Here is a 20322-nt window from a genome sequence, read left to right as displayed (position 1 = left end):
GGGAGGGTGCGGGCTCAGCCGCCGCCCATCCCGGTCTCGGCCACGCCGCGCACGAGCCAGCGCTGGAGCACGAGGAACACGAGCAGCACGGGGACCAGCGAGAGCAGGGCGGCCGCGAACAACCCGGAGTAGTCGAACGTCTGGGCCGTGAGGAACGAGGACAGGTACACCTGCACCGTCACCGCGCCCGACCCGCCACCGGCGACGACGAGCGGCCACAGGAAGGCGTTCCAGGAACCGACGAACCCCAGGACCGTGAGCGCCGACGCGAACGCGAGGGTGTTCGGGACGACGATGCGCCGGAAGACCCCGAAGTAGCCCAACCCGTCCAGGCGCCCGGCTTCTTCGAGCTCCCTGGGGAAGTTGAGGAAGAACTGGCGGAACAGGAAGACGTTGAAGGCGCTGAACAGTCCCGGGATGATCAGACCGCGCAACGAGTCCACCCAGCCCAGTCGCGCCACGATGAGGAAGTTCGGCAGGAACGTCGTCGCGGCCGGGATCAGCAGGACCACGATCGTGGCCGAGAACAGCGGCCTGGCGGCCCGGTTCGGGATGCGCGCCATGGCGTAGCCGGCCATCGCGGCCAGGGCGATCTGCCCCCCGGTCAGCACGACCGCCATGACCGCGGAGTTGAGCAGGGCCCGCGGGAACGTCGGGTCCTGCAGCACCCGGGAGAACGACGACCAGTCGGGGTCCGAGGGCCACAGGACGAAGGTCTGCCCGGCGATGTCGGTGGTGGGGGACACCGCGGTCTTCACCATGAGGTAGAAGGGCAGCAGGAACAGCAGGGCCACGAGCGTGACGGCGGCGTAGCGGGCGGCGTTCGCACCGGTGCGGGCGGCCTGTCGCCGCCCCGTCCCGGCGGCTCGGGGAGCCGTGCGGCTCAGTTGCGCGGTGCTCACGCCTGCACCCCTCCCCGACGCCGGCGGGACGTCCCGTTCCGGTCCTCCGCGGCGGAGAACCCGAAGAACCTGGTCTGCAGCAGTGCCACCACCACCATGATCGTGGTGAGGATGAGTGCGCCGGCCGACCCGAGACCGAAGTCGCGCTGGGCGCCCAGAGCCACGTTGTAGAGGTAGACCAGCGGCGGACGCGTCGACGGGTTGGTCGGCACGAGGTTGAGGAACTCGTCGAAGGCCTGGAAGGCGGCGACGAGCAGGAGCAGCAGGACCGCTGCGACGGTGGGCCGCAGCTGGGGCCACGTGATGTACCGGAACCGGCGGAACCCGGCGGAGATGCCGTCCAACATCGCCGCCTCGTACAGGACCGGTGGGATGCGCTGCAGCCCGGCCAGGAACAGGACCACGTAGAACCCGACCTGCAACCACAGGCGGACGCTGATGAGCACGATCCACCAGTAGGGAGAGCTGCCGAGCCAGGACACCGGGGGGATGCCGAACACGCCGAGGGCGCTGTTCGCCACCCCCGAGGGCAGGCCGGAGAAGAGGGCGAGCTTCCAGACCAGTGACCCGACGACGTAGGAGCACGCCACCGGCAGGAACAACGCCGATCGGTAGAAGGCCTGGAACCGGGGCAGCCCGTTCACGAGGACGGCGAGACCGAGGGAGACGGCCATCGTCACCGGGACGATGAACAGGGCGTAGACGAAGAACGTCCCGAGGCTGTTCGTGAACGCGTCGTCGGTGAGGAAGTGGGTGTAGTTCCCCAGCCCGACGAACCGTGTCGGTGTCAGGGTCCCGCGCGCCTCGAAGAAGCTCAGGCCCGTGCTCCACACGATCGGGACCACGGTGAACAGGACGAGGCCGACCAGGAAGGGGGTGACGAACACCCAGAAGGCCAGCCGGCTGCCCTTGACGGTCGCCGCCCGGGGCGCGGTGGCGGACGCGGGGGTGCTGGACGGGGCCGGCGATGTGCCGCCCCGTCCCGGCGCGGACGCGGTGCTGCTGCTCACGACGCGAGCGAGTCGAGGGTCTGCTGGCAGGTCTTCTGCGCGGCCGCCAGCTCGCTCGCCACGTCGGCGCCGTTGGTGAGCATGCGGGTCGCGGCGTCGGTGAGCGCTGTTCCCATCGCGGGGGCCCAGTACGGCCCGGCCGTGTAGCCCCACTGGTTCGTGAGGTCGACGACCTGCTTGGCCAGACCGTCCTGCAGTTCCGTGGTCGCCTCCGCGGTGGCCGTCTTCGGCGGGACGTGGAAGCCGAAGCCGACGGCGAACGTCTTCTGGAACTCCGCGTCGTCGACCCACTGCGCCTTGGCCATCGCCTTGGCGGCCTCCACGTCCGAGGCCTTGGCCGCGACCTGCTCGTTCCACTGCGAGACCAGGACGGCCTGCTTGCCCGACCCGCCGACCGGTGGGACGGCCATGACGCCCAGGTCGTCCCCCAGAGCTTTCTTCATGGCCGGCAGAGCCCACATGCCCTGCCAGGTGATCGCCGCGAGACCGGCGTTGAACGTCGTCGGGTCCCAGAAGTCGGTGGGGGCACCCGTGAGCATGGCACCCGCCCCGTAGGCCTTCTGCAGGGCCGTCAGGCCCATCACCACGTCGGGGGTGTCGAAGGTCACCTGGGTGTTGTCGTCGTTGAGGAGCTCGGGGCCGGCGGCCACGGCGATCGCCTGGGAGAAGACCCCGGCCCCGCCGTCGTTGCCGACGAAGAACCCCTTCCGGTTCCCGCCGGTGAGCTCGATCCCGGCCTGCATGAGCTCGTCGAAGGTCGTCGGCACGGCGACCCCGGCCTCCTCCAGCATGCTCGGCCGGTACCACAGGAGCTGGGGGTCGGTGATCATGGGAATGCCCCAGATCTTGCCGTCGATGGTCACCGGCTTGAGGGCGACCTCGCTGTACTGGTCCTTGATCGGGTCCATGACGTCGCTCATGTCGGCGTAGAGCCCCTTGCGCGCCGACGCCGGGTCGATGCCGTTGTTCTCGAACACGTCGACACCACTGCCGGACAACAGGCGCGAGGACAGCTTGGAGGCGTAGTCACCGAGGGTCCACTCGACCCTGACGTCCGCAGCCCCGTAGTTCTTCGCCCAGTCGGTCACCGCCTGCTGGACGCCGTCCTCGCCGTACTGGTGGTACCACTGCGACAGCGACGTGCCGCCGTTCCCGCCGCCCCCGGTGCCGCCGTCGTTGCTGCCGCAGGCGCTGAGGGCGAGGGTCGTGGCTCCGGCACCGAGGCCGGTGAGCAGGGCCCGGCGGGAGAACCGGGAGGAGGTGGGCGCCATGTCGTGCTCCTTCGGGACGGCGCGCCGAGCGGCGCGCAGGGCGGGACGGTCAGCGGTGACCGCCCTCGTCGGTACCGGCGACGACGCCGGAACCTCTGGTGCCGATGTTAGCGCAAACAGAGATGGCGTCAACCCCCGGTGACAACCGCCGCCGAACCGTTAGGCTGCCGGGGCCCCCGGCCCGTGGTGCGCCCCGCGGTGCGCCCTGGTGCGGGCGGGTCCGCACCGGACCGACGGGGCTGTCGAGGAAGGGGCCGGCATGCCCGGTGAAGTGACCGGCGAGGCGCTGCGGACGACGCCGACCGCGCGGCGGAACCCGTCGCTGGCCGACGTGGCCAAGGTCGCGGGGGTGTCCTCCCAGACCGTCTCGCGCGTGGTCAACGGGCACGGCAACGTCGTCGCCGCGACGCGCGAACGCGTCCTGGAGGCTCTGCGGGCGGTGGGCTACCGACCGAACGCGGCGGCCCGTGCGCTGGCCACCGGCCGATCGCGCGCCCTGGGGGTCCTCACGTTCTCCGTCTCGCGGCTCGGCGACGTCCGCTCCCTGTCGGGGATCTCCACCGCGGCCTCCCGTGCGGGCTACTCGATCAGCCTGCTCAGCCTGCGGGAGGCGACCACGACGGGTGTGGACGCCGGGATCGCCCACCTCGCGGGCCAGGACGTCGACGGGCTCATCATCATCGAGGCCGAGGTGCTGGATTCACCGGTGTTCTCCGTCCCGCCCTCTGTCCCCCTTGTGGTCACGGATGCTGTTGCCTCGCAACGGTACCCGAACGTCGACACCGATCAGGCCGCCGGGGCCGCGCTGGCCGTGGAGCACCTGCTGCGGCTCGGGCACCGGACCGTGCACCACGTGGGCGGCCCCCGCACCTCCCGGGCCGCCCGGGAGCGGCAGCGCTCGTGGGAGTCGACCCTGCTCGCGCACGGCCGTCCCGCGCCCCCGGCGCACGTGGGGGACTGGACGTCGGCCTCGGGGTACCGGATCGGACGGGTCCTGGCCCAACGTCCGCCGGGTGAGGTGAGCGCCGTCTTCAGCGCCAACGACCAGATGGCCCTCGGGGTGCTGCGGGCCTTCCACGAGGCCGGGGCCGACGTGCCGGGAGACGTGTCCGTGGTGGGCTTCGACGACATCGCCGAGGCGGGGGACTACTGGCCCCCGCTGACCACCGTGCGGCAGGACTTCGAGGGGGTCGGGGAGCTGTGCGTGTCGCTGCTGCTCGACCAGATCCAGCACAGCGGACCCGTCCCGGCGCGGACTCACCGGGTGCCCGTGCAGCTCGTCGTCCGGGCCTCCACCGCACCGCCGCGGACCTGATCGGACGATGCGAGCCGTGTTGGCGCGAACATATGAGGGGGTAGCGTCCCCTCCGTGATCCTCGCTCCCGCCACCCACCCGCTCGAGGTGGGACCCGACGGCTTCCTCCGCGACGGCCGGCCGCACCTGCTGCTGTCCGGTGCCCTCCACTACTTCCGCGTGCACCCGCTGCAGTGGGCCGACCGGCTCGCCAAGGCCGCGGCGATGGGCCTGAACACCGTCGAGACGTACGTGCCCTGGAACCTGCACTCCCCGCGCCGCGGGGAGTTCCGCACCGACGGCGCCTGCGACCTGGGGGGGTTCCTCGACGCGGTCGCCGCCGCGGGCCTGGACGCCGTCGTCCGGCCCGGCCCGTACATCTGCGCCGAGTGGGACAACGGGGGCCTGCCCGTCTGGCTCACGAGGTCCGGTGCCCGGGTCCGCACCGACGACCCCCGCTACCTGGAGGCCGTCGACGACTTCCTCACCGCCGTCTACGACGTGGTGCGCCCTCGGCAGGCCGACCGCGGCGGACCCGTCGTGCTCGTCCAGGTGGAGAACGAGTACGGCGCCTACCCCACGGGCACGGACGCGGCGGCGCGCGCCGACCACCTGCGCCACCTCGTCGACCTGACCCGCGCGGCGGGCATCACGGTGCCGCTCACCACCGTCGACCAGCCCACCGACGAGATGCTGGCGGCCGGGACCCTGCCCGACCTGCTCACCACGGGCTCGTTCGGGGGCCGGGCGGCCGACCGGTTGGAAACCCTGCGGCGGCACCAGCCGGAGGGTCCGCTGGTGTGCTCGGAGTTCTGGATCGGGTGGTTCGACCACTGGGGTTCGCACCACGGGACGACACCCGTGGCCGACGCCGCCGCCGAGCTCGAGGCCATGCTGTCCCGCGGGGCCGGGGTGAACGTCTACATGTTCCACGGCGGTACGAACTTCGGGTTCACCAACGGGGCGAACGACAAGGGCACCTACCAGCCCACGATCACCTCCTACGACTACGACGCCCTGCTCGACGAGGCCGGCCGGCCCACCGCGAAGTACCACGCGTTCCGCGAGGTGCTGTCCCGGCACGTTCCCGTCCTCCCGCCGGCCGCGGACGACGGGGTGCGCGTGCCCGCCCCCGAACTCGGGTCGCGGTTCTCCGCCGCCCGGCCGCTGGCCTCGCTGCCGCCCGGTCCCGAGCAGTCCTGGACGGGGACCGAACCCCCCGTCCTCGACGACCTCGAGATCCCCTCGGGTGCGACCGTCCGCATCGCGTGGATCAGCGGGACCTCCTGCGGGGCGGCGGGTCCGACGCTGCTCGAGGTCGGGGAGGTCCGCGACCGGGTGACGGTCCACCTCGACGGGGTCCGGCTCGGCACGTTGTTCCGCGAGCACCACGACCGCGCGCTCGTCCTGCCCCCGCACCGCCAGGGGGCCCGGGTCGACCTGCTCGTCGAGGACGCCGGGCGCGTGAACTACGGCGAACGCCTCGGGGAGACGAAGGGGCTCGTGGGGCCGCTGCTCGTCGCGGGGGAACCCCTGCGCGACGCCGTCGTGCGCGCCGTCGACCACGAGGTGCTGCCCGAGCTGGTCGCCCCCGGGACCGAACCGCTCGAACGGCTCGTCGGGCCGGTGCTGGCCGCGGCGGAACTGCAGGTGCCCGACGTGACGGACCTGTTCCTGGACACCGCCGCGTGGGGCCGCGGGGTCGCGTGGTTCAACGGGTTCGCCCTGGGCCGGTACTGGCGCCACGGCCCGCAGCGCAGCCTCTACGTGCCCGCCCCGGTGGTCCGGGCGGGCCGGAACGTGGTCACGGTGCTGGAGCTCGACGGGGCCCCGGACGCCGTCGTCGCGACCCTGCCGGACCTGGTGCTCGGTCACACGGAGGCGTGAGGGGACTCACCACCGCCAGGGGCGGACGGCGAGGGAGTCGGGGGAGACGTCGACCTCGTGGAACTCCGCCCGCACCGTCGGGGTCCCCATCCCGCGGTGCAGCACGAGCGCCGTGCGGCCCTCGAAGGTCTCGAAGAGCATCCCGTGCCCGGCGCCGCCGCCGACGAGGACCTCGCGCTGCTCCCACGGGCCCGTCAGGTCCCCCGAGCGCGACAGCGCCCACGTCTGGACGTACTCGGTCCCCCCTCCGCGGTAGGAGGACCACAGGCAGGCCAGCGCCCCGCCGGGCAACCGCCGCAGCTGCGGGCCGTCGGTGACGTACGGGGCGAGGGCGGTGGCTCGCGGGGTTCGGTCGGCCTGCCAGGAGGCCTCGGACCCGCGGAACAGGTGGACGGGGTCGCCGGCCGCGGCGGACAGGTCCGGCCGCAGCGGCACGGCCTCCACCGTGCCGTCGAGCAGTTGCACCCACTCGTGGGCGTAGACCAGCCACGGCCGCCCGTCCCGGTCGAGGGCCAGGGTCCCGTCGAGCGTCATGAACTCCGCGGGCGGGACGGGGCCGGTGGGGTCGACCAGGGTGAACGGGCCGTCGGGGTCGTCCGCGACCGCCACGACGGTGCCTCGCGCCGCCGGGTCCAGCCGCCACCGCGACTCGTCGGAGCGCAGCAGGAACGTCGTCCCGCCCTGACGGGCGGGGGGCAGCCCGGCGGCGGGCTGGTGCAGCGTCGTCAGCAGGTGGTACCGGCCGCCCCACGCGTGCACCTCCGGCGCCCACGGTGAGCACGACGGGTCGGCCCAGCAGCCGTCGGGGACGGAGAAGACGCGGCGCGGCGCCGACCAGGTCCGCAGGTCGCGGCTGTGCCGCACCTCCACACCCGCCGGGTCGCCCGCGACACCCTGGTACAGGCGGTAGGTGCCGTCGTGGGCGACGGGCAGGACGAAGGGGTCGTGCACGGGCAGGGCGTCCAGGGGCACCTGCAGGTCGTCGTCGGCCACCGCCCGACCCTAGCCGGGAGCCGAGCGGGTGGTCCGCTGCCGCCGTGCGGGTGAGGCGGGGTCGAGGTGCGCGCCGGACGGCACGACACCTGTGGTGTGCAGCAACAGAGTCGAGCCATCGCGTCGTGGTGGCGCCAGGTCAGCCCCGCGGTCCGCGAGGAGCTCGTGACCCTCGGGCCCGGGGACCTCCTGCCGGGTCAACTGACCGACGACCTGCGTTCCTTCGGCGTCGAGGTCGCCGACGTCGCCGTGGCGCTGCGGCTGCACGGGCACACCTACCGCGTCCACGCCCAGCCCCCGGCGCTCAGCGAGTTCCTCACCGCGGCCCGGGTGTGGCAGGCGGGGTGGGCCGCCGCCTGACCAGGGCTCGCAGCGCGACGCCGGCCGCGAGGCGGTGGACGAGGACCCGCACGAGGAGAACCCGACCACCGGTCCGGTGCGGTGCGGGCCGGGCCGGCGGTGCGGAGGTGCGCGGCCAGCGGGCGGGGACGGACCGTCCGCAGGCCCCGCGGTCCTCCGTCCGGGGGACATCCGGCCGGTTCCGGGTGCGCTCCGCCGCGCGAGACGGGACGGTGTGCACCGGTGCACCGGTCCAGCTCTCGCGGGTCCCGGGCCAGGAGGTCGACCGTCCGGGAGGGACGAGGGCAGTGGTGGTGCGGACAGGACCGGTGCGGTGCCGTCGAGGGGGAGGCGCGTGAGCGCGCTGCGGACCCCCGACGACGACCGCGCGGCGCGCCGGGCCGCGCTCCTCGCGGCGCGGCACGCGGCGTGGGTGCGTCGGCGGGCGCGGGGCTTCCAGCCGCGCCGCCTGCCCCTCGTCCCCCGTCCGCCGACGGGGCGCCCCACCCCGCGCGCGGTGCCGGACCCCCCGGAGGGCGGGGGCTGAGCCCACCGTCCGAGCCCACCGTCCGAGCCCGCGGCGTGAGCCCACCGTGCGGGGTCGGTGTCAGAGGTCGGTGCGCCGTGCGACCACGTCGCCCACGTGCACGTGCACGTGCACGAGGACCTGCTCCGCCGGGGGGCTGAGCTCGCCGAGGACCTCCACGAGGGTGGCGCGGACCACCGCGCGGGCCGCCTCGCCCGCCGTCGGCAGGTGCGTGCCGAACAGGGCGGTGATCTCGACGGTCACGCCCGTCAGCGCCGCGTCCCGCCCGCTCGCGCAGTGCACCGCGGTGACGGCCACGTCGGGGACCGAGCCCACGGACCGGCGCAGCGCGCCCACGAGGACGTCGGTGGCCACGAGGAAGTCGCCGTGCTCGTGCCGGCCGCGCACGGGGGCCGAGGCGCGGTGGGCGCGGCGGGCGAGGTCGAGCAGGTCACCGCGGACGGCCGACCAGCCGTCGGGGGTGTGGCGGCGCAGGACCGAGGTCGCCTCGGCGAGCAGGTCGGCGCCGTCACCGGGCCGTCGTCGGACCACCGGGTCGCCCACCTCCCCTCGCTGTGACCGCCGTGCCCGAGCGGTCTCGTGCGCGCTCGGGTCCCGGGACGAGTGTCGCAGGCCGTCACCCGTCCTCGCCTCCCCGTGACGTCCCGTGCCCCGGTCGAACCACCGGATCGATCACGAGATCACGAAAGAGCGCGACAGAGCGTCATCTTCTAGAACAGAATGGGATCACGGGGGACCGTCCTCCGCAGCAGGCGGTCCCGACCCGGTGAGCGCCCGACCGAGGGGGGCCCGTGGACGACACCGCCGCCGGCCGTGCCCCCGTCCCCGCCCGCACCCACGGTCCACCCCTGCCGCAACCCGGACGGCCCGCGCCCGCGGTCCGCGCCGACGGGCACCGCGCCGCCGAGCAGCTCACGGCCGACACCGCCCGCACGGCCGCCGCCCGCCGGTTGCAGACGGCGACCGCCCGTCCCGACCTCGACGGCCTCGCCACCGTCGCGGCGCGACTGCTCGGGGTGGCCTCCGGGCGCATCTCCCTGCTCGCCGACGGCCCCCTGGTCGTCGGGGCCCACGGGCCCCAGCCCGCCCCCGCGCGGGACCGCCCCGGTGAGGAGCTCGCCCGGACCGTCTGCTCCCAGACGGCCGCCGCCGGTCGCCCGCTCGTCATCCCCGACACCCACGTCGACCTGCGCGTCACTGAGCTGCCGGCCGTCCGCGCCGGTGAGGTCGGCTCCTACCTCGGCGTCCCCCTGGCCACGCGGGACGGGTGCGTCGTCGGGGCCTTCTGCGTCTTCGACCCCGGTGCCCGGGACTGGGCGCCCGGGGACGCCTCGCTGCTGCAGCACCTGGCCGGGGCCGCGGCCGCCGGGCTGGAGCTCGCCGTCGCCGGCGAGGTCTCCCCGGAGGTCTCCCTCGTCCAGACGGCCGTGCGGTCCGCCGGGGTCGGCACCCGCGACCTCGAGGTGGCCACCGGCCGCGTCGACGGCGACGAGCAGGCGCCGGCCCTGTTCGGCCTGCGCCGCGAGGAGCTGGACCACGAGGTGGACGTCGCCCTCGACCGCATCCACCCCGGGGACCGGGCCGCTGCGCGCACCGACGTCGCCGTGGCGCTCGCCACCGGCAGCGTCCTCGACGTCACCGCCCACCGCCGCGCCGCCGAGCGCATCGCGGGCGCGCTGGACGGCGTGGCCGTCGGGTGCGTCGTCACGGACGGCAGCCGGCGGGTGGTCCACGCGAACGCGGCCGCCGAACGGCTCACCGGGACCGCCCGCGCCGACCTGCTGGGGCGCAGCGTCGTCGACCTCTTCAGCGACGGCGACGGGGGCGGCGACGGGGACGGGGGCGCGGCCGCCCTCACCGACCTGGTGCGTCGGGCCCTGCACGCCGGCGAGGCCGTCACCGAGGTCACGGCGCCCGGGACCGGGCGCCGGGTGGAGGTGCGGGTCGTCCCCGGCGGCGAGGGCCTGGCCGTGTACCTCGTGGACGGCACCGACCGCCACGAACCGGCGCGCGCGGCCGAGCGCGCGAGCACCCGGGCGTCCCTGCTCGCCGAGGTCACGGCCGTCGCCACCGGGACCGACGACCCCGACGTGGCCGCCCAGCGGCTGGCCGAGCTGCTCGTCCCCGCCCTGGGGGACTGGTGCGTCGTCACGCTCGTCGAGGACGACAGGGCCGTGGACACCCCCGTCCGCACCGTCCCCCACCCCTTCGACCTGCGGCGCGGCCTGCGCGACGTCGGGAGCCGGCACCGCGACCCCGCCCGGGTCCCGCTCCTCGCCCGGTACGTCGAGCACCGCCTCTCCGACCTCACCGAGCACGCCCCCCTCTGGCGGGCCCTGCGCGAGGGGCGCCCCCTGCAGGTGCCCGACGCGACCGCGGCCGTCTCCGCCGTCCTGGACCCCGACGGCGTCGCCCGCGCGGTCCTGGCCGAGCTCGCCCCCTCCTCCGGCCTCGTCCTGCCGCTGCCCGGCCGCGGGCGCACGGTCGGCCTGCTGACCCTCTTCCAGGACGCGGACCGCCCGCCCCTGGACGCCGAGGACGTCGCCACCGTCGTCGAGCTCGCGGGGCGGGCCGGGCTCGCCCTGGACTCCGCGCGCCTGCACCGGCACCAGCGCCGCTTCGCCGAGGAGCTGCAGCGCTCGCTGCTCACCGACCCGCCCGCCCCGGCGCGCACCGACCTCGTCGTCCGCTACGTGCCCTCGACGCGGACGGCGCAGGTCGGGGGCGACTGGTACGACGCGTTCGAGCAGCCCGCCGGCACGGTCCTCGTCATCGGCGACGTCGTCGGCCACGACACGCGCGCCGCCACGGCCATGGCGCAGGTGCGCACGGTCGTGCGGACCCTGGGGGCCGTCGGCGACGATCGGCCCGCCGACGTCCTGACCCGCACCGACCGCGTCCTCGTCGCCTCCCAGCCCGACGTGACGGCCAGCGTGCTCGTCGCCCGGCTGGAGGAGGGGCCCGGGGGCGCGACGCGGCTGCGCTGGTCCTGCGCCGGGCACCCGCCCGCCGCGGTCCTCACCCCCGCCGGGGCCGTGGAGTTCCTCACCGCCCCCGACGCCGACCTGCTCCTCGGCGTGGACCCCGCCGCCGCGCGGCACGACCACGTCGCCGACCTGCCCGCCGGCAGCACCGTCCTGCTCTACACCGACGGTCTCGTCGAGCGGCGCGGCACCTCCCTGGACGAGGGGTTCGCGGCGCTCGCGGGTGCCCTGGCCGAGACCGCCGCCGAGGGGCCGACGGACCTGGACGCCCTCGTCGACGGGCTGCTGGCGCGCACGCTGCCCGCCGGGTCCGCCGACGACGTCGCGGTCCTCGCCCTGCGCCTGCACGGGCGCGGCTGAGCGGGGCGGCGGGGGTCAGACCAGCGCGAGCGCGCCGAGCGCGAGGACGGCCCCGGCGAGGGCACCCACCACGACCTGCGCGACGGTGTGCGCGCCGAGCCGGACCCGCGCCGCGGCGACCAGCGGGACGCAGAGCAGCACCGGCGCCGCGACCGGGACGAGACCGGCGAGCACCACGGCGGAGGCCGCGGCGACCATCGCGTGCAGGGACACCTTCCACCGCCGCGAGACGGCCAGCCCGAGGACCGCGCAGGAGGTCATCAGCCCGAGGAAGACGAGGGACGACGTCGCCCCGTCGAGCAGGACGAGCAGGACGGCGGCCAGGGCGCTCAGCCCCGCGACCATCGCCAGCAGGGGCGGGCGGTCCTCGCGCCGTGGCACGTGCAGCGAGGCGTACCGCCCGCGCCGGACACCCGCGGCGACCACCGCGACCGGCACGACGGCGCACAGCACGGTGACGACCAGGCCGGACAGGGCGCCGCGCCAGGCGGGGGTCGTCGTCAGGGTCGGCACGAGGACCGGCATGACGGCGGCCAGCACCCAGGGGGCCAGGACCTCGCTCGTCAGGTGCGCCCAGCGGGGAGCGGTCACGGGGCCCTCGTCCCTCCACGGCCGATCGGGTGCTGCACGAGGTGCGTCACGTCGTCGGAGCGCACCGGCACCCCTGGACGCAGAAGCGGCGCAGCCACCGGAGTGACTGCGCCGCTGAGGCTTTCCCTGTGCGCCACCATGGACTCGAACCATGAACCCGCTGATTAAGAGTCAGCTGCTCTGCCAATTGAGCTAGTAGCGCGAACGAGAAGAACCGTAGCAGACCTGCACCGGTGCGACGAAATCCGGTCCCCGGGGGGAACGAGGGGGGAACGTGCCCCCCGCGGGACCGGACGCGGTGGACCCGGGTCAGTCCTGGTGCCACCACTCCTCGTCGGGCAGGCCCTCGGCGGCCAGCAGTTCCGCGGAGTGCGGACCGTCCGGCGAGACCATGTCCATGATCAAGGACAGCGGGATGTGCTCGGAGAGCATCTCCATCACCGGTTCGGCCGCGCTGTCGGCGGCCGGCGTCTTCTCCTGCGTCATGCGTCCTCCCGAGGACTCGAGCACCCCCTCGCGTGCGGGGGATGCACAGGACGTCGTCCCGCGCGGGCGGTTCCTTGAGACCGGCCCCCGCGCACGACCCGTCCGGAGCACCGGCGCGACCTCGTCGTCACCGGCTGCGCACGCCCGCGCCGGGACGGTCGTTCCCGGGGAGGGCCGCGGGGACCCCCAGACGCTCCACGGCCTCGCGGCGCACCGCCACGACGACCGCGATCCGCCGTCGCCGGCGCCGGGCGGCCGAGGCGTCGAGCGGGTAGCGGGTCAGCACCGGAGCGGTCATGGCCCGACCGTAGGTGCGGGCCGTCGCCGCGCGCATCGGTCGCGGGCACGACCGCGGCATCACCCCCTGGGGTGATGCCGATCCGCCACCCACCCGCCGTTCAGGGTGGACGCGGGGTGCACCACCGCGCACAGTGGTCCGATGCGCGACCTGGGAGCCTGGGGGATCCACCTCACCGCGCCGCAGTCGTTGCTGCTGGCCCTGCACCTGCGCGACGCCGCCGGCCTGACTCCGCCGACCTCGCCCGTGCTGCCCGACCTGCCCCCGCTCGACCCGCCCGTGCGGCGCCTGCACGTCGACGCCGGGCTGGAGGCCGCGGCCCGGCAGTGGGCGGACTGGTGGGTCGAGCGCTTCCCCGGGGGCGGGGACGCCCTCACCTCGATCCTGCCGCCGCGCTACCCCGGCCTGCGGGGGCGCACCGAGCTGCGGGGCCTGGCCGAGCTCGGGATGGACGACGCCGTCGCCTGGTGCGCCCGGGCCCGCGAGGTCGAGAGGCGCGTCGTCGCCCGCGCGCCGAGCGCCCTGTTCGAGACGAACCTCGTCAGCGCGGTGGAGCGCGAGCTCGGCTGGCGCATCCGGCCCTTCGACCTGCGCATCGTCGTCCTGCCGGTCGCCGGCGCCCACGCGTGGGACGTCGTGGGGCAGCCCGTCATCTCCCTGGGCCTGCGCGCGGACCGCGACGCCTACCTCGCCTGGCTGCGTGAGCAGCTCGTCGAGATCGGCAGGCTGCGGATCGCGCGCAGCGAGGACCAGAACACCTGAGCCGAGACGTGCGAGAGGGCGGCCCCGGAACCCCGGGACCGCCCTCTCGTCCGGCGTGGGGTGAGTGACGGGACTTGAACCCGCGACTTCCTGGACCACAACCAGGTGCTCTACCAGCTGAGCTACACCCACCACGACACGGGCGAACCAGCGCACGTGACGGGTCGAGGATACACGCGCGCGGGCCTGCCCCGGGACACGGAGCCGGGGCCGTGACCCGCCCGGCCGAGCCTCAGGCCCCGGGCGCGTCGGGCTTGAGCTCGAACCTCGCCCCCGCCGCCTTGACCGTCTCGGAGTCGGGGCCGGGGTCGGGCACGAAGAGCACCTCCCGGTAGTACTTCAGCTCCTGGATGCTCTCGCGGATGTCCGCGAGCGCCCGGTGCCCGCCGTGCTTGCGCGGGGTGTGGAAGTAGACGCGGGGGAACCAGCGGCGCGCCAGCTCCTTCAGCGAGGACACGTCGATGAGCCGGTAGTGCAGGTGGTCGGTGAGCTGGGGCATGTCCCGGGCCAGGAACGCGCGGTCGGTGTGCACGGAGCTGCCCGCCAGCGGCGCCTTGCGGGGTTCGGGGACCCACTGCCGCACGTAGTCCAGGACGGTCTGCTCGGCCTCGGCGAGCGTGCGCCCCGACGGGATCTCGGTGAGCAGCCCCGAGGTCGTGTGCATGTCGACGACCACCGGGTCCATGTGCTCCAGGGACTCGGCCGGGGGTTTGACGACGACGTCGACGCCGTCGCCGAGGACGTTGAGGTCGGCGTCGGTCACGAGGACCGCGACCTCGACGAGCGCGTCGTCGGTCAGGCTCAGACCCGTCATCTCGCAGTCGATCCAGACGATCCGGTCGCTGACCTTGCCGGTGACCTTGTCGTTGCTCACCGGGGCAGCGTAGTGGGGGTGGGCCCGGGCGGGCGGGTCGTGGACGAGCGGTGGAGGGGCGGGGCGCGGGTCAGCCCTTACGCTCGGCTCCATGCCGGCGCCGCGAGCCCGCGCCTCGGCGCTGGCCCCCGTGACGGTCCTCGTCCTGCTCGTGTGCGGGGTGCTGAGCCTGGCCGCCGTGACGATGGAGGTCGGCTGGCGCGGTCTGCTGCCCGGGCTGGCGCTCGCGGCCGTGCCCGTCGGGCCGGTCCTCGCGACCGTCCTGTGGCTGGACCGGCACGAGGCCGAGCCCCCGCACCTGCTGGCCTTCGCCTTCGGGTGGGGCGCCTGCGTGGCGAGCCTGGGGGCGCTGGTGCTCAACACGGGCGCCTCGCGCCTGCTCGACCGGGCCGTCGGCGACGTCACGAGCACGTCCGTCCTCGTCGCGCCCCTCGTCGAGGAGGCGCTCAAGGGGCTGGGGGTGCTGCTCCTGCTGCTCAAGCAGCGCCGGCAGTTCGACGGGGTCGTCGACGGGATCGTCTACGCCGCCTTCGTCGGTGTCGGCTTCGCCTACCTCGAGAACGTCCTCTACCTCGGCCGGGCCCTGGGCGACGACCAGCCGGCCTCCCTCGTCGCCGTGTTCGTGCTGCGCTGCCTCGTCTCCCCGTTCGCCCACCCGCTGTTCACGATGGCCGTCGGGGTGGGGCTGGGGATCGCCGCGCGGCACCGGTCGCCGTCGCGCCGGGTGGGGGCGCCGCTGCTCGGGTTCGCCGTCGCCGTCGTCCTGCACGCCCTGTGGAACGCCTCGGCCGGTTCCGGCGTGGCCTCGTTCATCGAGCTGTTCCTGCTGCTGCAGGTGCCCGTCTTCGCCGCGGCCGTCGCCGTCGCCCTCGCCGCCCGCGTCCGCGAGGCCCGGCTCATCGCCCGCCACCTGCAGGTTTACGCCCGCACCGGCTGGCTGGGGGAGTCGGAGGTGGCGATGCTCGCCGCGGCCGGCGAACGGCGCCGGGCCCGCTCGCTGGCCGCCGCCCGCGGTGGACGCGGTGCCGCGCGAGCGGTCCGGGACTTCCAGGAGACCGCCACCGAGCTGGCGTTCCGTCGCGACCGGTTGCGGCGGGGGACGGTGGAGTCGTCCCCGCAGGAGGAGCTGGAGCTGCTGGAGCAGCTCGCCCGGCAGCGGCGCGAGGTCCTCGCCCTGCTCCCCCGGGGCCCCGGCGCGGGGGACGCGGCGGCACCGCCGTCCACGACCTGACGCGGCCGTGCGGGAGCACCCGGGCAGCACCTCGGGGACCTCGGCGGGCCGGGGCCCGCTGAGACGCACCTCACGTGTGAGGTGGGACACCGTCCCACCGCCCGGGCGGCGCCCCACCCGGCACAGGCCGTAACCTCGGGTGGTCCACAGGTCGACGAGGAACGAGGGTGAGCCCGGTGCCCGCAGCGAACCGCTACGACGCAGTTCTCATCGGGGGCGGGGTCATGAGCGCCACCCTCGCGACGATGCTGGCCGAGCTGGAGCCGGACTGGTCGGTCCTGGTCCTGGAGAAGCTGGACACCGTCGGGGCCGAGAGCTCGGACATGTGGAACAACGCCGGCACGGGCCACTCGGCCCTGTGCGAGCTGAACTACACCCCGGCCACGGCGGACGGTGGCGTCGACATCGCCAAGGCCGTCACGATCAACGAGCAGTTCCAGGCCAGCCGGCAGTTCTGGTCCCACCTCGTCGAGAAGGGCGTGCTCGCCTCGCCCGGCGACTTCATCAACGCGGTCCCGCACATGAGCTTCGTGCGCGGCGGGGACGTCGACTTCCTGCACGCCCGCTTCGAGGCCCTGTCGAAGCACCCCCTGTTCGCGGAGATGGAGTGGGCCGACGACCACGCCCGCATCGGCGAGTGGGCGCCGCTGCTGGAGGCCGGCCGCGACACGTCCGAGCGCGTCGCCGCGACCCGTTCGCGCAACGGCACCGACGTCGACTTCGGCACCCTGACCAAGCAGCTGTTCACGGGCGCGGCGAAGGAGGGGGTCGAGCTCCTCACCGGTCACACCGTCAAGGACCTGCGCCGCCGCGGGTCGGGCTGGACGGTCGTGGGGGAGAGCTCGGAGGGCGGTTTCGCGGTCGCCACCCCGTTCGTCTTCGTCGGTTCCGGTGGCGGTGCCCTGCACCTGCTGCAGCGCAGCGGGATCCCGGAGGGCGAGGGTTTCGGCGGGTTCCCCGTCAGCGGCCAGTGGCTGCGGTGCACGAACCCCGGGGTCACCGCCCGGCACGGGGCCAAGGTCTACGGCCAGGCCGAGGTCGGTGCCCCGCCGATGTCGGTGCCGCACCTGGACACCCGGTACTCCCACGGCGAGAAGGCCCTGATGTTCGGCCCCTACGCCGGGTTCTCCCCGAAGTTCCTCAAGCAGGGCTCGCTCCTCGACCTGCCGCTGTCGGTCCGGCCGCGCAACCTGCTGCCGATGCTGGCGGTGGCGCGCGACAACGTCTCGCTCATGACCTACCTCGGAAAGCAGATCGTGCAGTCGATGGACCAGCGCCTGGAGGCGTTGCGGGTGTTCTACCCCGACGCGCGCGCCGAGGACTGGGAACTGCTCACCGCGGGTCAACGCGTGCAGGTCATCAAGAAGGGCCCGCGCGGCGGCGTCCTGCAGTTCGGCACCGAACTCGTCCACGCCGCCGACGGGTCGGTGGCGGCCCTGCTCGGTGCCTCCCCGGGTGCGTCGACCGCGGTGGACGTCATGCTGCGCCTGCTCGCGCAGTGCTTCCCGGCCCACCAGGACGCCTGGCGCGACCGGCTGCGGACGATGGTGCCCTCCTACGGCACGAGGTTGTCCGACGACCACGAGCTGCTGACGAGGACGCTGGCGCACACGGCCGACGTCCTCAAGCTGGCGGCCTGAGACCGGGGCCCGCGAGCGCGTCGACGGCGGCGTCGACGCGCCGGGTGAACCCGCTCTCGACGCCGACGACCTTGCGGGCGAACGGCGTCCCGCCGGCCAGGGCCGCCTCGACGTCGTCCACCCCCAGCTCCCGCGGGTGGGCCGACCCGGCGGTCGGGAAGACGGTGAACGACGTCGCCCCCGCCACGGTCGCCAGGTCCGGGCGCGCGGCCAGCACCGAGTGCACGAAGGCCTCGTCGGGCAGGAGCGTCGTGGCGAACCAGCCGCCGACGGCGGGGTCGGCGGCGGCCTCGGCGACCGCGGTCACCGCCGCGCGCGAGAGGGTGCACCAGAATGACCCCTTGACGTAGGGCAGGGGTGGGCCCCCCGAGCGGGGTCGGCGCGCCACCCACGTGCGACCCCCGGCCCGGGTCACGCCGGAACGCACGGGCAGCCGGTCGGACAGTCGTGTCAGGCCCGACCAGAGGCCTCCGAGCCCTTCCTGGGCGGGCAGGACGTGCCAGCGGTGGTGCCAGCGCGGGGCGTGGACGTCCCGGGGGTCCCGGCGCAGGACCGCGTCGACGCCCGCGAGCCCGGCCTCCCACGCGGCGAGGTCGGTGACCGGGTGGTCCTGGCCGGAGACGAGGACCACGTGGTCGGGGTTCCACCGGCGCTGGGCGGCGGTGAGGGCCTCGACGGCCGCGGCGGTCAGCGACCAGTCACCCCACCGGACGCGGATGTCGCTGCGCAGCAGCGCGATCCCGAGGTCGGCCGCGTCCTGGTCCGACAGCAGCAGCCCCGCGGAGCGGACGAGCACGTGGGAGGAGGGGGCGAGGTGGCGCACCCGCCGGACGCGCGCCGCCACCGCGGCCGGAGCGGTGTGGGCCATGACGACGTACGCGACGCCACCCATCGAGCCGGACCTTCCCCGAGGACCCCCGCCGTCGGGGGCGAACTGCGACACGATGCCCCGCGGGCGACGCCTCGTGCAACACGGGGTGACTGTGACGTGACGGGAGGTTGGTCTGCCTGCCGCGCCGTGGGTGTCACGGGCGGTCGTGCGTCCGGGCGGCGCCCGAGGCCCCGTCCCCGCGCGGGGCGTTCGCGCCCGCCGGCTGACCGGCCGCGGCCCCCCAGCCGTGCCAGTGGTCCACCTCGACGAGGACGCTGACCCGGGGGAACTCCCGCGTCCGGTACGGCTGCCCCGTGTAGTGCGTCGCGAGGCGGTCGATGTCGACCAGGTCCTCGTCGGGGCGGGTCTGCACGACCCGGCCCTGCACGCTGACGTGGGTGTACCAGTCGCCCTCGGCCAGCGCCGTCAGCGAGACCACGGGGTTCACCTCGAGGTGGCGCAGGCGGGCGCGCCGGCCGTCCAGGTTGAGCAGCACCCGGCCCTCCTCGTAGAGGTACCAGGTGGCGACGGTCACCGGGTGACCGTCGGGGTGGACCGTCGCCATGACGGCCGGGTTCGGGCGGGAGAACAGCTCGGCGACGTGGGGCGGCAGCGGCGGTCGCGGCACGAGGACCTCCTGGTGGGTGCGATCCTGGGCACCGTACCCGGGGCGTCCCGGGCCGGGGGAGGGGCGGTCGTGCGCTGGGGTGTGCTGACCTCGCCGCTGGGCGACCTCACGGTCGCGCGGACGGGGGCCGGTCTGACCGGCGTCTGGTTCGCCGACCACCGTGGCGGCGCCCTCGTCGGCGCCGACGCCGAGCGGGACGACGCCGCGTTCGAGGACGTGCGCGGGCAGCTCGGGGAGTACTTCGCCGGGACCCGCACGGTCTTCGACCTCCCGCTGGACCCGCCGGGGGACGCGTTCAGCCGCCGCGTCTGGGACGCCCTGATCCGCGTCCCGCACGGGACGACCACCACCTACGGCGCGATCGCCCGGACCCTCGGCGGGATCGGCCACGCCCAGGCCGTGGGCCTGGCCAACGGGCGGAACCCGCTGTCGATCGTCGTCCCCTGCCACCGCGTCGTCGGGCGTGACGGCGATCTCGTCGGCTACGCGGGTGGGTTGTGGCGCAAGCGGTTCCTCCTCGACCTGGAGCAGTCCGCCGACGAGCGGCTCTTCTGAGCCTCCCCGGCCGAGCCTCTGCCGGGGTGGGCAGGTGCCGCCCGGACCGACCCGCCGCGCGCACGAGGTGGGGACGGGAGTCGTCAGCCTCGACGTCGACAGCGAGAACCCCTCGGGCGCGGTCGGCCCCCACGAACGCGCCGGGTACGTCCGGGTGCACGGCGACGTCCTGCGCGCGAAGCCCCTCCGGGGCGGTCGCCCTACCCGAGCAGGCGGCGGACGTGGTCGACGATCGCGTCCGCCGCGGCCTCCACCTGCGCCAGCGTGCGCTCGAAGTCCTCCCGTCCCCCGTACCAGGGGTCGTCGATGTCCAGGTCCGACTCCCGAGCCGATCCCGGGGTCACGGCGTCCGCCCCCGGGGCGGCCGGGTCGAACGAGCGGTACACCCGCACCCGGCCCGCTGACTCCTCGTCCGGGGCCTGCGTCCGCAGCCACCGCGCGTGCCGGGCCGTCATGGCCAGCAGCAGGTCCCGGTGCGCGATCTCCTCGCGCGTCACCTGGTGCGCGCGGTGGCGCGGCACCTCGTAACCGTGCTCGGCCAGCACGCTCGCGGCCCGCCGGTCGACGGGGTTGCCGTCCTCCTCCGCGGAGATCCCCGAGGAGTCCACGACGACGCGGCCGGCCAGCCCCGCCGCGCGGAAGCGGTCGCGCAGGACGACCTCGGCCATCGGGGAGCGGCAGATGTTGCCCGTGCAGACGGTCATGACGCGCAGCGGTTCGAGGCCGCCGGGATCGGTGCTCACGGCCACAGTCTGTCGAACCCGGTGCCCGGTGACCCTTGTGGGTGAGCTGTGAGTGG

General features: G+C 74.9%; 21 protein-coding genes and 2 tRNA genes. 9 read left to right on the top strand and 14 right to left on the bottom strand.

All coding sequences use genetic code 11. The features are described 5' to 3' along the window. Positions 1–14: 14 nt before the first annotated feature. The 3 genes from AB2L28_RS03605 to AB2L28_RS03595 are packed head-to-tail and all read right to left on the bottom strand — an operon-like array spanning position 15 to position 3183. Positions 15–902, bottom strand: a complete 888-nt coding sequence (locus AB2L28_RS03605; protein WP_370717366.1) for a carbohydrate ABC transporter permease — start codon at positions 900–902, stop codon at positions 15–17. Then, positions 899–1912 (bottom strand): carbohydrate ABC transporter permease, encoded by a 1014-nt coding sequence (locus tag AB2L28_RS03600; protein ID WP_370717365.1) that lies wholly within the window; start codon positions 1910–1912, stop codon positions 899–901. The genes AB2L28_RS03605 and AB2L28_RS03600 overlap by 4 nt, the downstream gene beginning before the upstream one ends. Beyond that, positions 1909–3183: an ABC transporter substrate-binding protein gene (locus AB2L28_RS03595; RefSeq protein WP_370717364.1), complete on the bottom strand. Its 1275-nt coding sequence runs from the start codon at positions 3181–3183 to the stop codon at positions 1909–1911. The genes AB2L28_RS03600 and AB2L28_RS03595 overlap by 4 nt, the downstream gene beginning before the upstream one ends. Before the next feature lie 259 nt (positions 3184–3442). Between AB2L28_RS03595 and AB2L28_RS03590 the strand changes: the two genes are divergently transcribed. After that, positions 3443–4498, top strand: coding sequence for a LacI family DNA-binding transcriptional regulator (locus AB2L28_RS03590; RefSeq protein WP_370717363.1), 1056 nt, complete (start codon positions 3443–3445; stop codon positions 4496–4498). Between the two features lie 54 nt (positions 4499–4552). Further along, a complete protein-coding gene (locus AB2L28_RS03585) occupies positions 4553–6364 on the top strand; it encodes a glycoside hydrolase family 35 protein (protein WP_370717362.1) in 1812 nt (603 codons plus the stop codon). 6 nt (positions 6365–6370) lie between these two features. On the opposite strand, the gene AB2L28_RS03580 is transcribed toward AB2L28_RS03585, so the two are convergent. Then, positions 6371–7357 carry a glycoside hydrolase family 43 protein gene (locus AB2L28_RS03580; protein ID WP_370717361.1) on the bottom strand — a complete coding sequence of 329 codons (987 nt, stop codon included), beginning with the start codon at positions 7355–7357 and terminating at the stop codon, positions 6371–6373. A 96-nt stretch (positions 7358–7453) separates the two neighbouring features. Here AB2L28_RS03580 and AB2L28_RS03575 point away from each other — a divergent pair, with 96 nt between their 5' ends. Both AB2L28_RS03575 and AB2L28_RS03570 read left to right on the top strand, forming a co-directional pair. Beyond that, the gene (locus AB2L28_RS03575; protein WP_370717360.1) at positions 7454–7717 is read left to right on the top strand and encodes a hypothetical protein; all 264 of its coding nucleotides are present in this window, start codon (positions 7454–7456) and stop codon (positions 7715–7717) included. 334 nt (positions 7718–8051) lie between these two features. Then, the gene (locus tag AB2L28_RS03570; protein ID WP_370717359.1) at positions 8052–8243 is read left to right on the top strand and encodes a hypothetical protein; all 192 of its coding nucleotides are present in this window, start codon (positions 8052–8054) and stop codon (positions 8241–8243) included. 60 nt (positions 8244–8303) lie between these two features. Here the strand turns inward: AB2L28_RS03570 and AB2L28_RS03565 are convergent, their stop codons facing one another. Continuing rightward, complete coding sequence (locus tag AB2L28_RS03565) at positions 8304–8774, bottom strand: hypothetical protein (protein ID WP_370717358.1); 471 nt, start codon at positions 8772–8774, stop codon at positions 8304–8306. Between the two features lie 260 nt (positions 8775–9034). On the opposite strand from AB2L28_RS03565, the gene AB2L28_RS03560 reads away from it, so the two are divergent. Next, the gene (locus AB2L28_RS03560; RefSeq protein WP_370717357.1) at positions 9035–11587 is read left to right on the top strand and encodes a SpoIIE family protein phosphatase; all 2553 of its coding nucleotides are present in this window, start codon (positions 9035–9037) and stop codon (positions 11585–11587) included. Positions 11588–11602: 15 nt separating this feature from the next. Here the strand turns inward: AB2L28_RS03560 and AB2L28_RS03555 are convergent, their stop codons facing one another. The 4 genes from AB2L28_RS03555 to AB2L28_RS03540 all read right to left on the bottom strand — a co-directional run bounded on the left by AB2L28_RS03555 (position 11603) and on the right by AB2L28_RS03540 (position 12962). After that, positions 11603–12178: a hypothetical protein gene (locus AB2L28_RS03555; RefSeq protein WP_370717356.1), complete on the bottom strand. Its 576-nt coding sequence runs from the start codon at positions 12176–12178 to the stop codon at positions 11603–11605. A 129-nt stretch (positions 12179–12307) separates the two neighbouring features. Continuing rightward, a tRNA-Lys gene (locus AB2L28_RS03550) sits at positions 12308–12380 on the bottom strand. A 107-nt stretch (positions 12381–12487) separates the two neighbouring features. Beyond that, positions 12488–12664 carry a hypothetical protein gene (locus AB2L28_RS03545; protein WP_370717355.1) on the bottom strand — a complete coding sequence of 59 codons (177 nt, stop codon included), beginning with the start codon at positions 12662–12664 and terminating at the stop codon, positions 12488–12490. A 127-nt stretch (positions 12665–12791) separates the two neighbouring features. Next, positions 12792–12962 carry a hypothetical protein gene (locus AB2L28_RS03540; protein ID WP_370717354.1) on the bottom strand — a complete coding sequence of 57 codons (171 nt, stop codon included), beginning with the start codon at positions 12960–12962 and terminating at the stop codon, positions 12792–12794. Between the two features lie 141 nt (positions 12963–13103). Here AB2L28_RS03540 and AB2L28_RS03535 point away from each other — a divergent pair, with 141 nt between their 5' ends. Next, the gene (locus AB2L28_RS03535) at positions 13104–13724 is read left to right on the top strand and encodes a hypothetical protein (RefSeq protein WP_370717353.1); all 621 of its coding nucleotides are present in this window, start codon (positions 13104–13106) and stop codon (positions 13722–13724) included. 56 nt (positions 13725–13780) lie between these two features. Here AB2L28_RS03535 and AB2L28_RS03530 read toward each other — a convergent pair. Continuing rightward, positions 13781–13856: transfer RNA gene (locus AB2L28_RS03530), tRNA-His, on the bottom strand. Between the two features lie 100 nt (positions 13857–13956). Next, positions 13957–14598, bottom strand: coding sequence for an oligoribonuclease (orn, locus tag AB2L28_RS03525; RefSeq protein ID WP_370717352.1), 642 nt, complete (start codon positions 14596–14598; stop codon positions 13957–13959). Between the two features lie 91 nt (positions 14599–14689). Here orn and AB2L28_RS03520 point away from each other — a divergent pair, with 91 nt between their 5' ends. Then, positions 14690–15829: a PrsW family intramembrane metalloprotease gene (locus AB2L28_RS03520; RefSeq protein WP_370717351.1), complete on the top strand. Its 1140-nt coding sequence runs from the start codon at positions 14690–14692 to the stop codon at positions 15827–15829. A 167-nt stretch (positions 15830–15996) separates the two neighbouring features. Next, positions 15997–17469, top strand: coding sequence for a malate:quinone oxidoreductase (locus tag AB2L28_RS03515; RefSeq protein ID WP_370717350.1), 1473 nt, complete (start codon positions 15997–15999; stop codon positions 17467–17469). Here AB2L28_RS03515 and AB2L28_RS03510 read toward each other — a convergent pair. Then, positions 17453–18361: a hypothetical protein gene (locus tag AB2L28_RS03510; RefSeq protein WP_370717349.1), complete on the bottom strand. Its 909-nt coding sequence runs from the start codon at positions 18359–18361 to the stop codon at positions 17453–17455. The two genes, AB2L28_RS03515 and AB2L28_RS03510, sit on opposite strands and share 17 nt — an antisense overlap. A 133-nt stretch (positions 18362–18494) precedes the next feature. Continuing rightward, positions 18495–18968, bottom strand: coding sequence for a pyridoxamine 5'-phosphate oxidase family protein (locus tag AB2L28_RS03505; protein ID WP_370717348.1), 474 nt, complete (start codon positions 18966–18968; stop codon positions 18495–18497). Between the two features lie 21 nt (positions 18969–18989). On the opposite strand from AB2L28_RS03505, the gene AB2L28_RS03500 reads away from it, so the two are divergent. Then, positions 18990–19523: a methylated-DNA--[protein]-cysteine S-methyltransferase gene (locus AB2L28_RS03500; protein ID WP_370717841.1), complete on the top strand. Its 534-nt coding sequence runs from the start codon at positions 18990–18992 to the stop codon at positions 19521–19523. A gap of 200 nt (positions 19524–19723) precedes the next feature. Here AB2L28_RS03500 and AB2L28_RS03495 read toward each other — a convergent pair whose 3' ends face one another. After that, on the bottom strand, positions 19724–20227 hold the full coding sequence (locus tag AB2L28_RS03495; protein ID WP_370717840.1) for a low molecular weight protein-tyrosine-phosphatase: 504 nt from the start codon (positions 20225–20227) through the stop codon (positions 19724–19726). Positions 20228–20322 lie beyond the last annotated feature (95 nt).

It is taken from the genome of Kineococcus mangrovi (assembly GCF_041320705.1).
Lineage (GTDB): Bacteria > Actinomycetota > Actinomycetes > Actinomycetales > Kineococcaceae > Kineococcus > Kineococcus mangrovi.
This window is presented reverse-complemented; position numbering and strand designations above follow the sequence as displayed.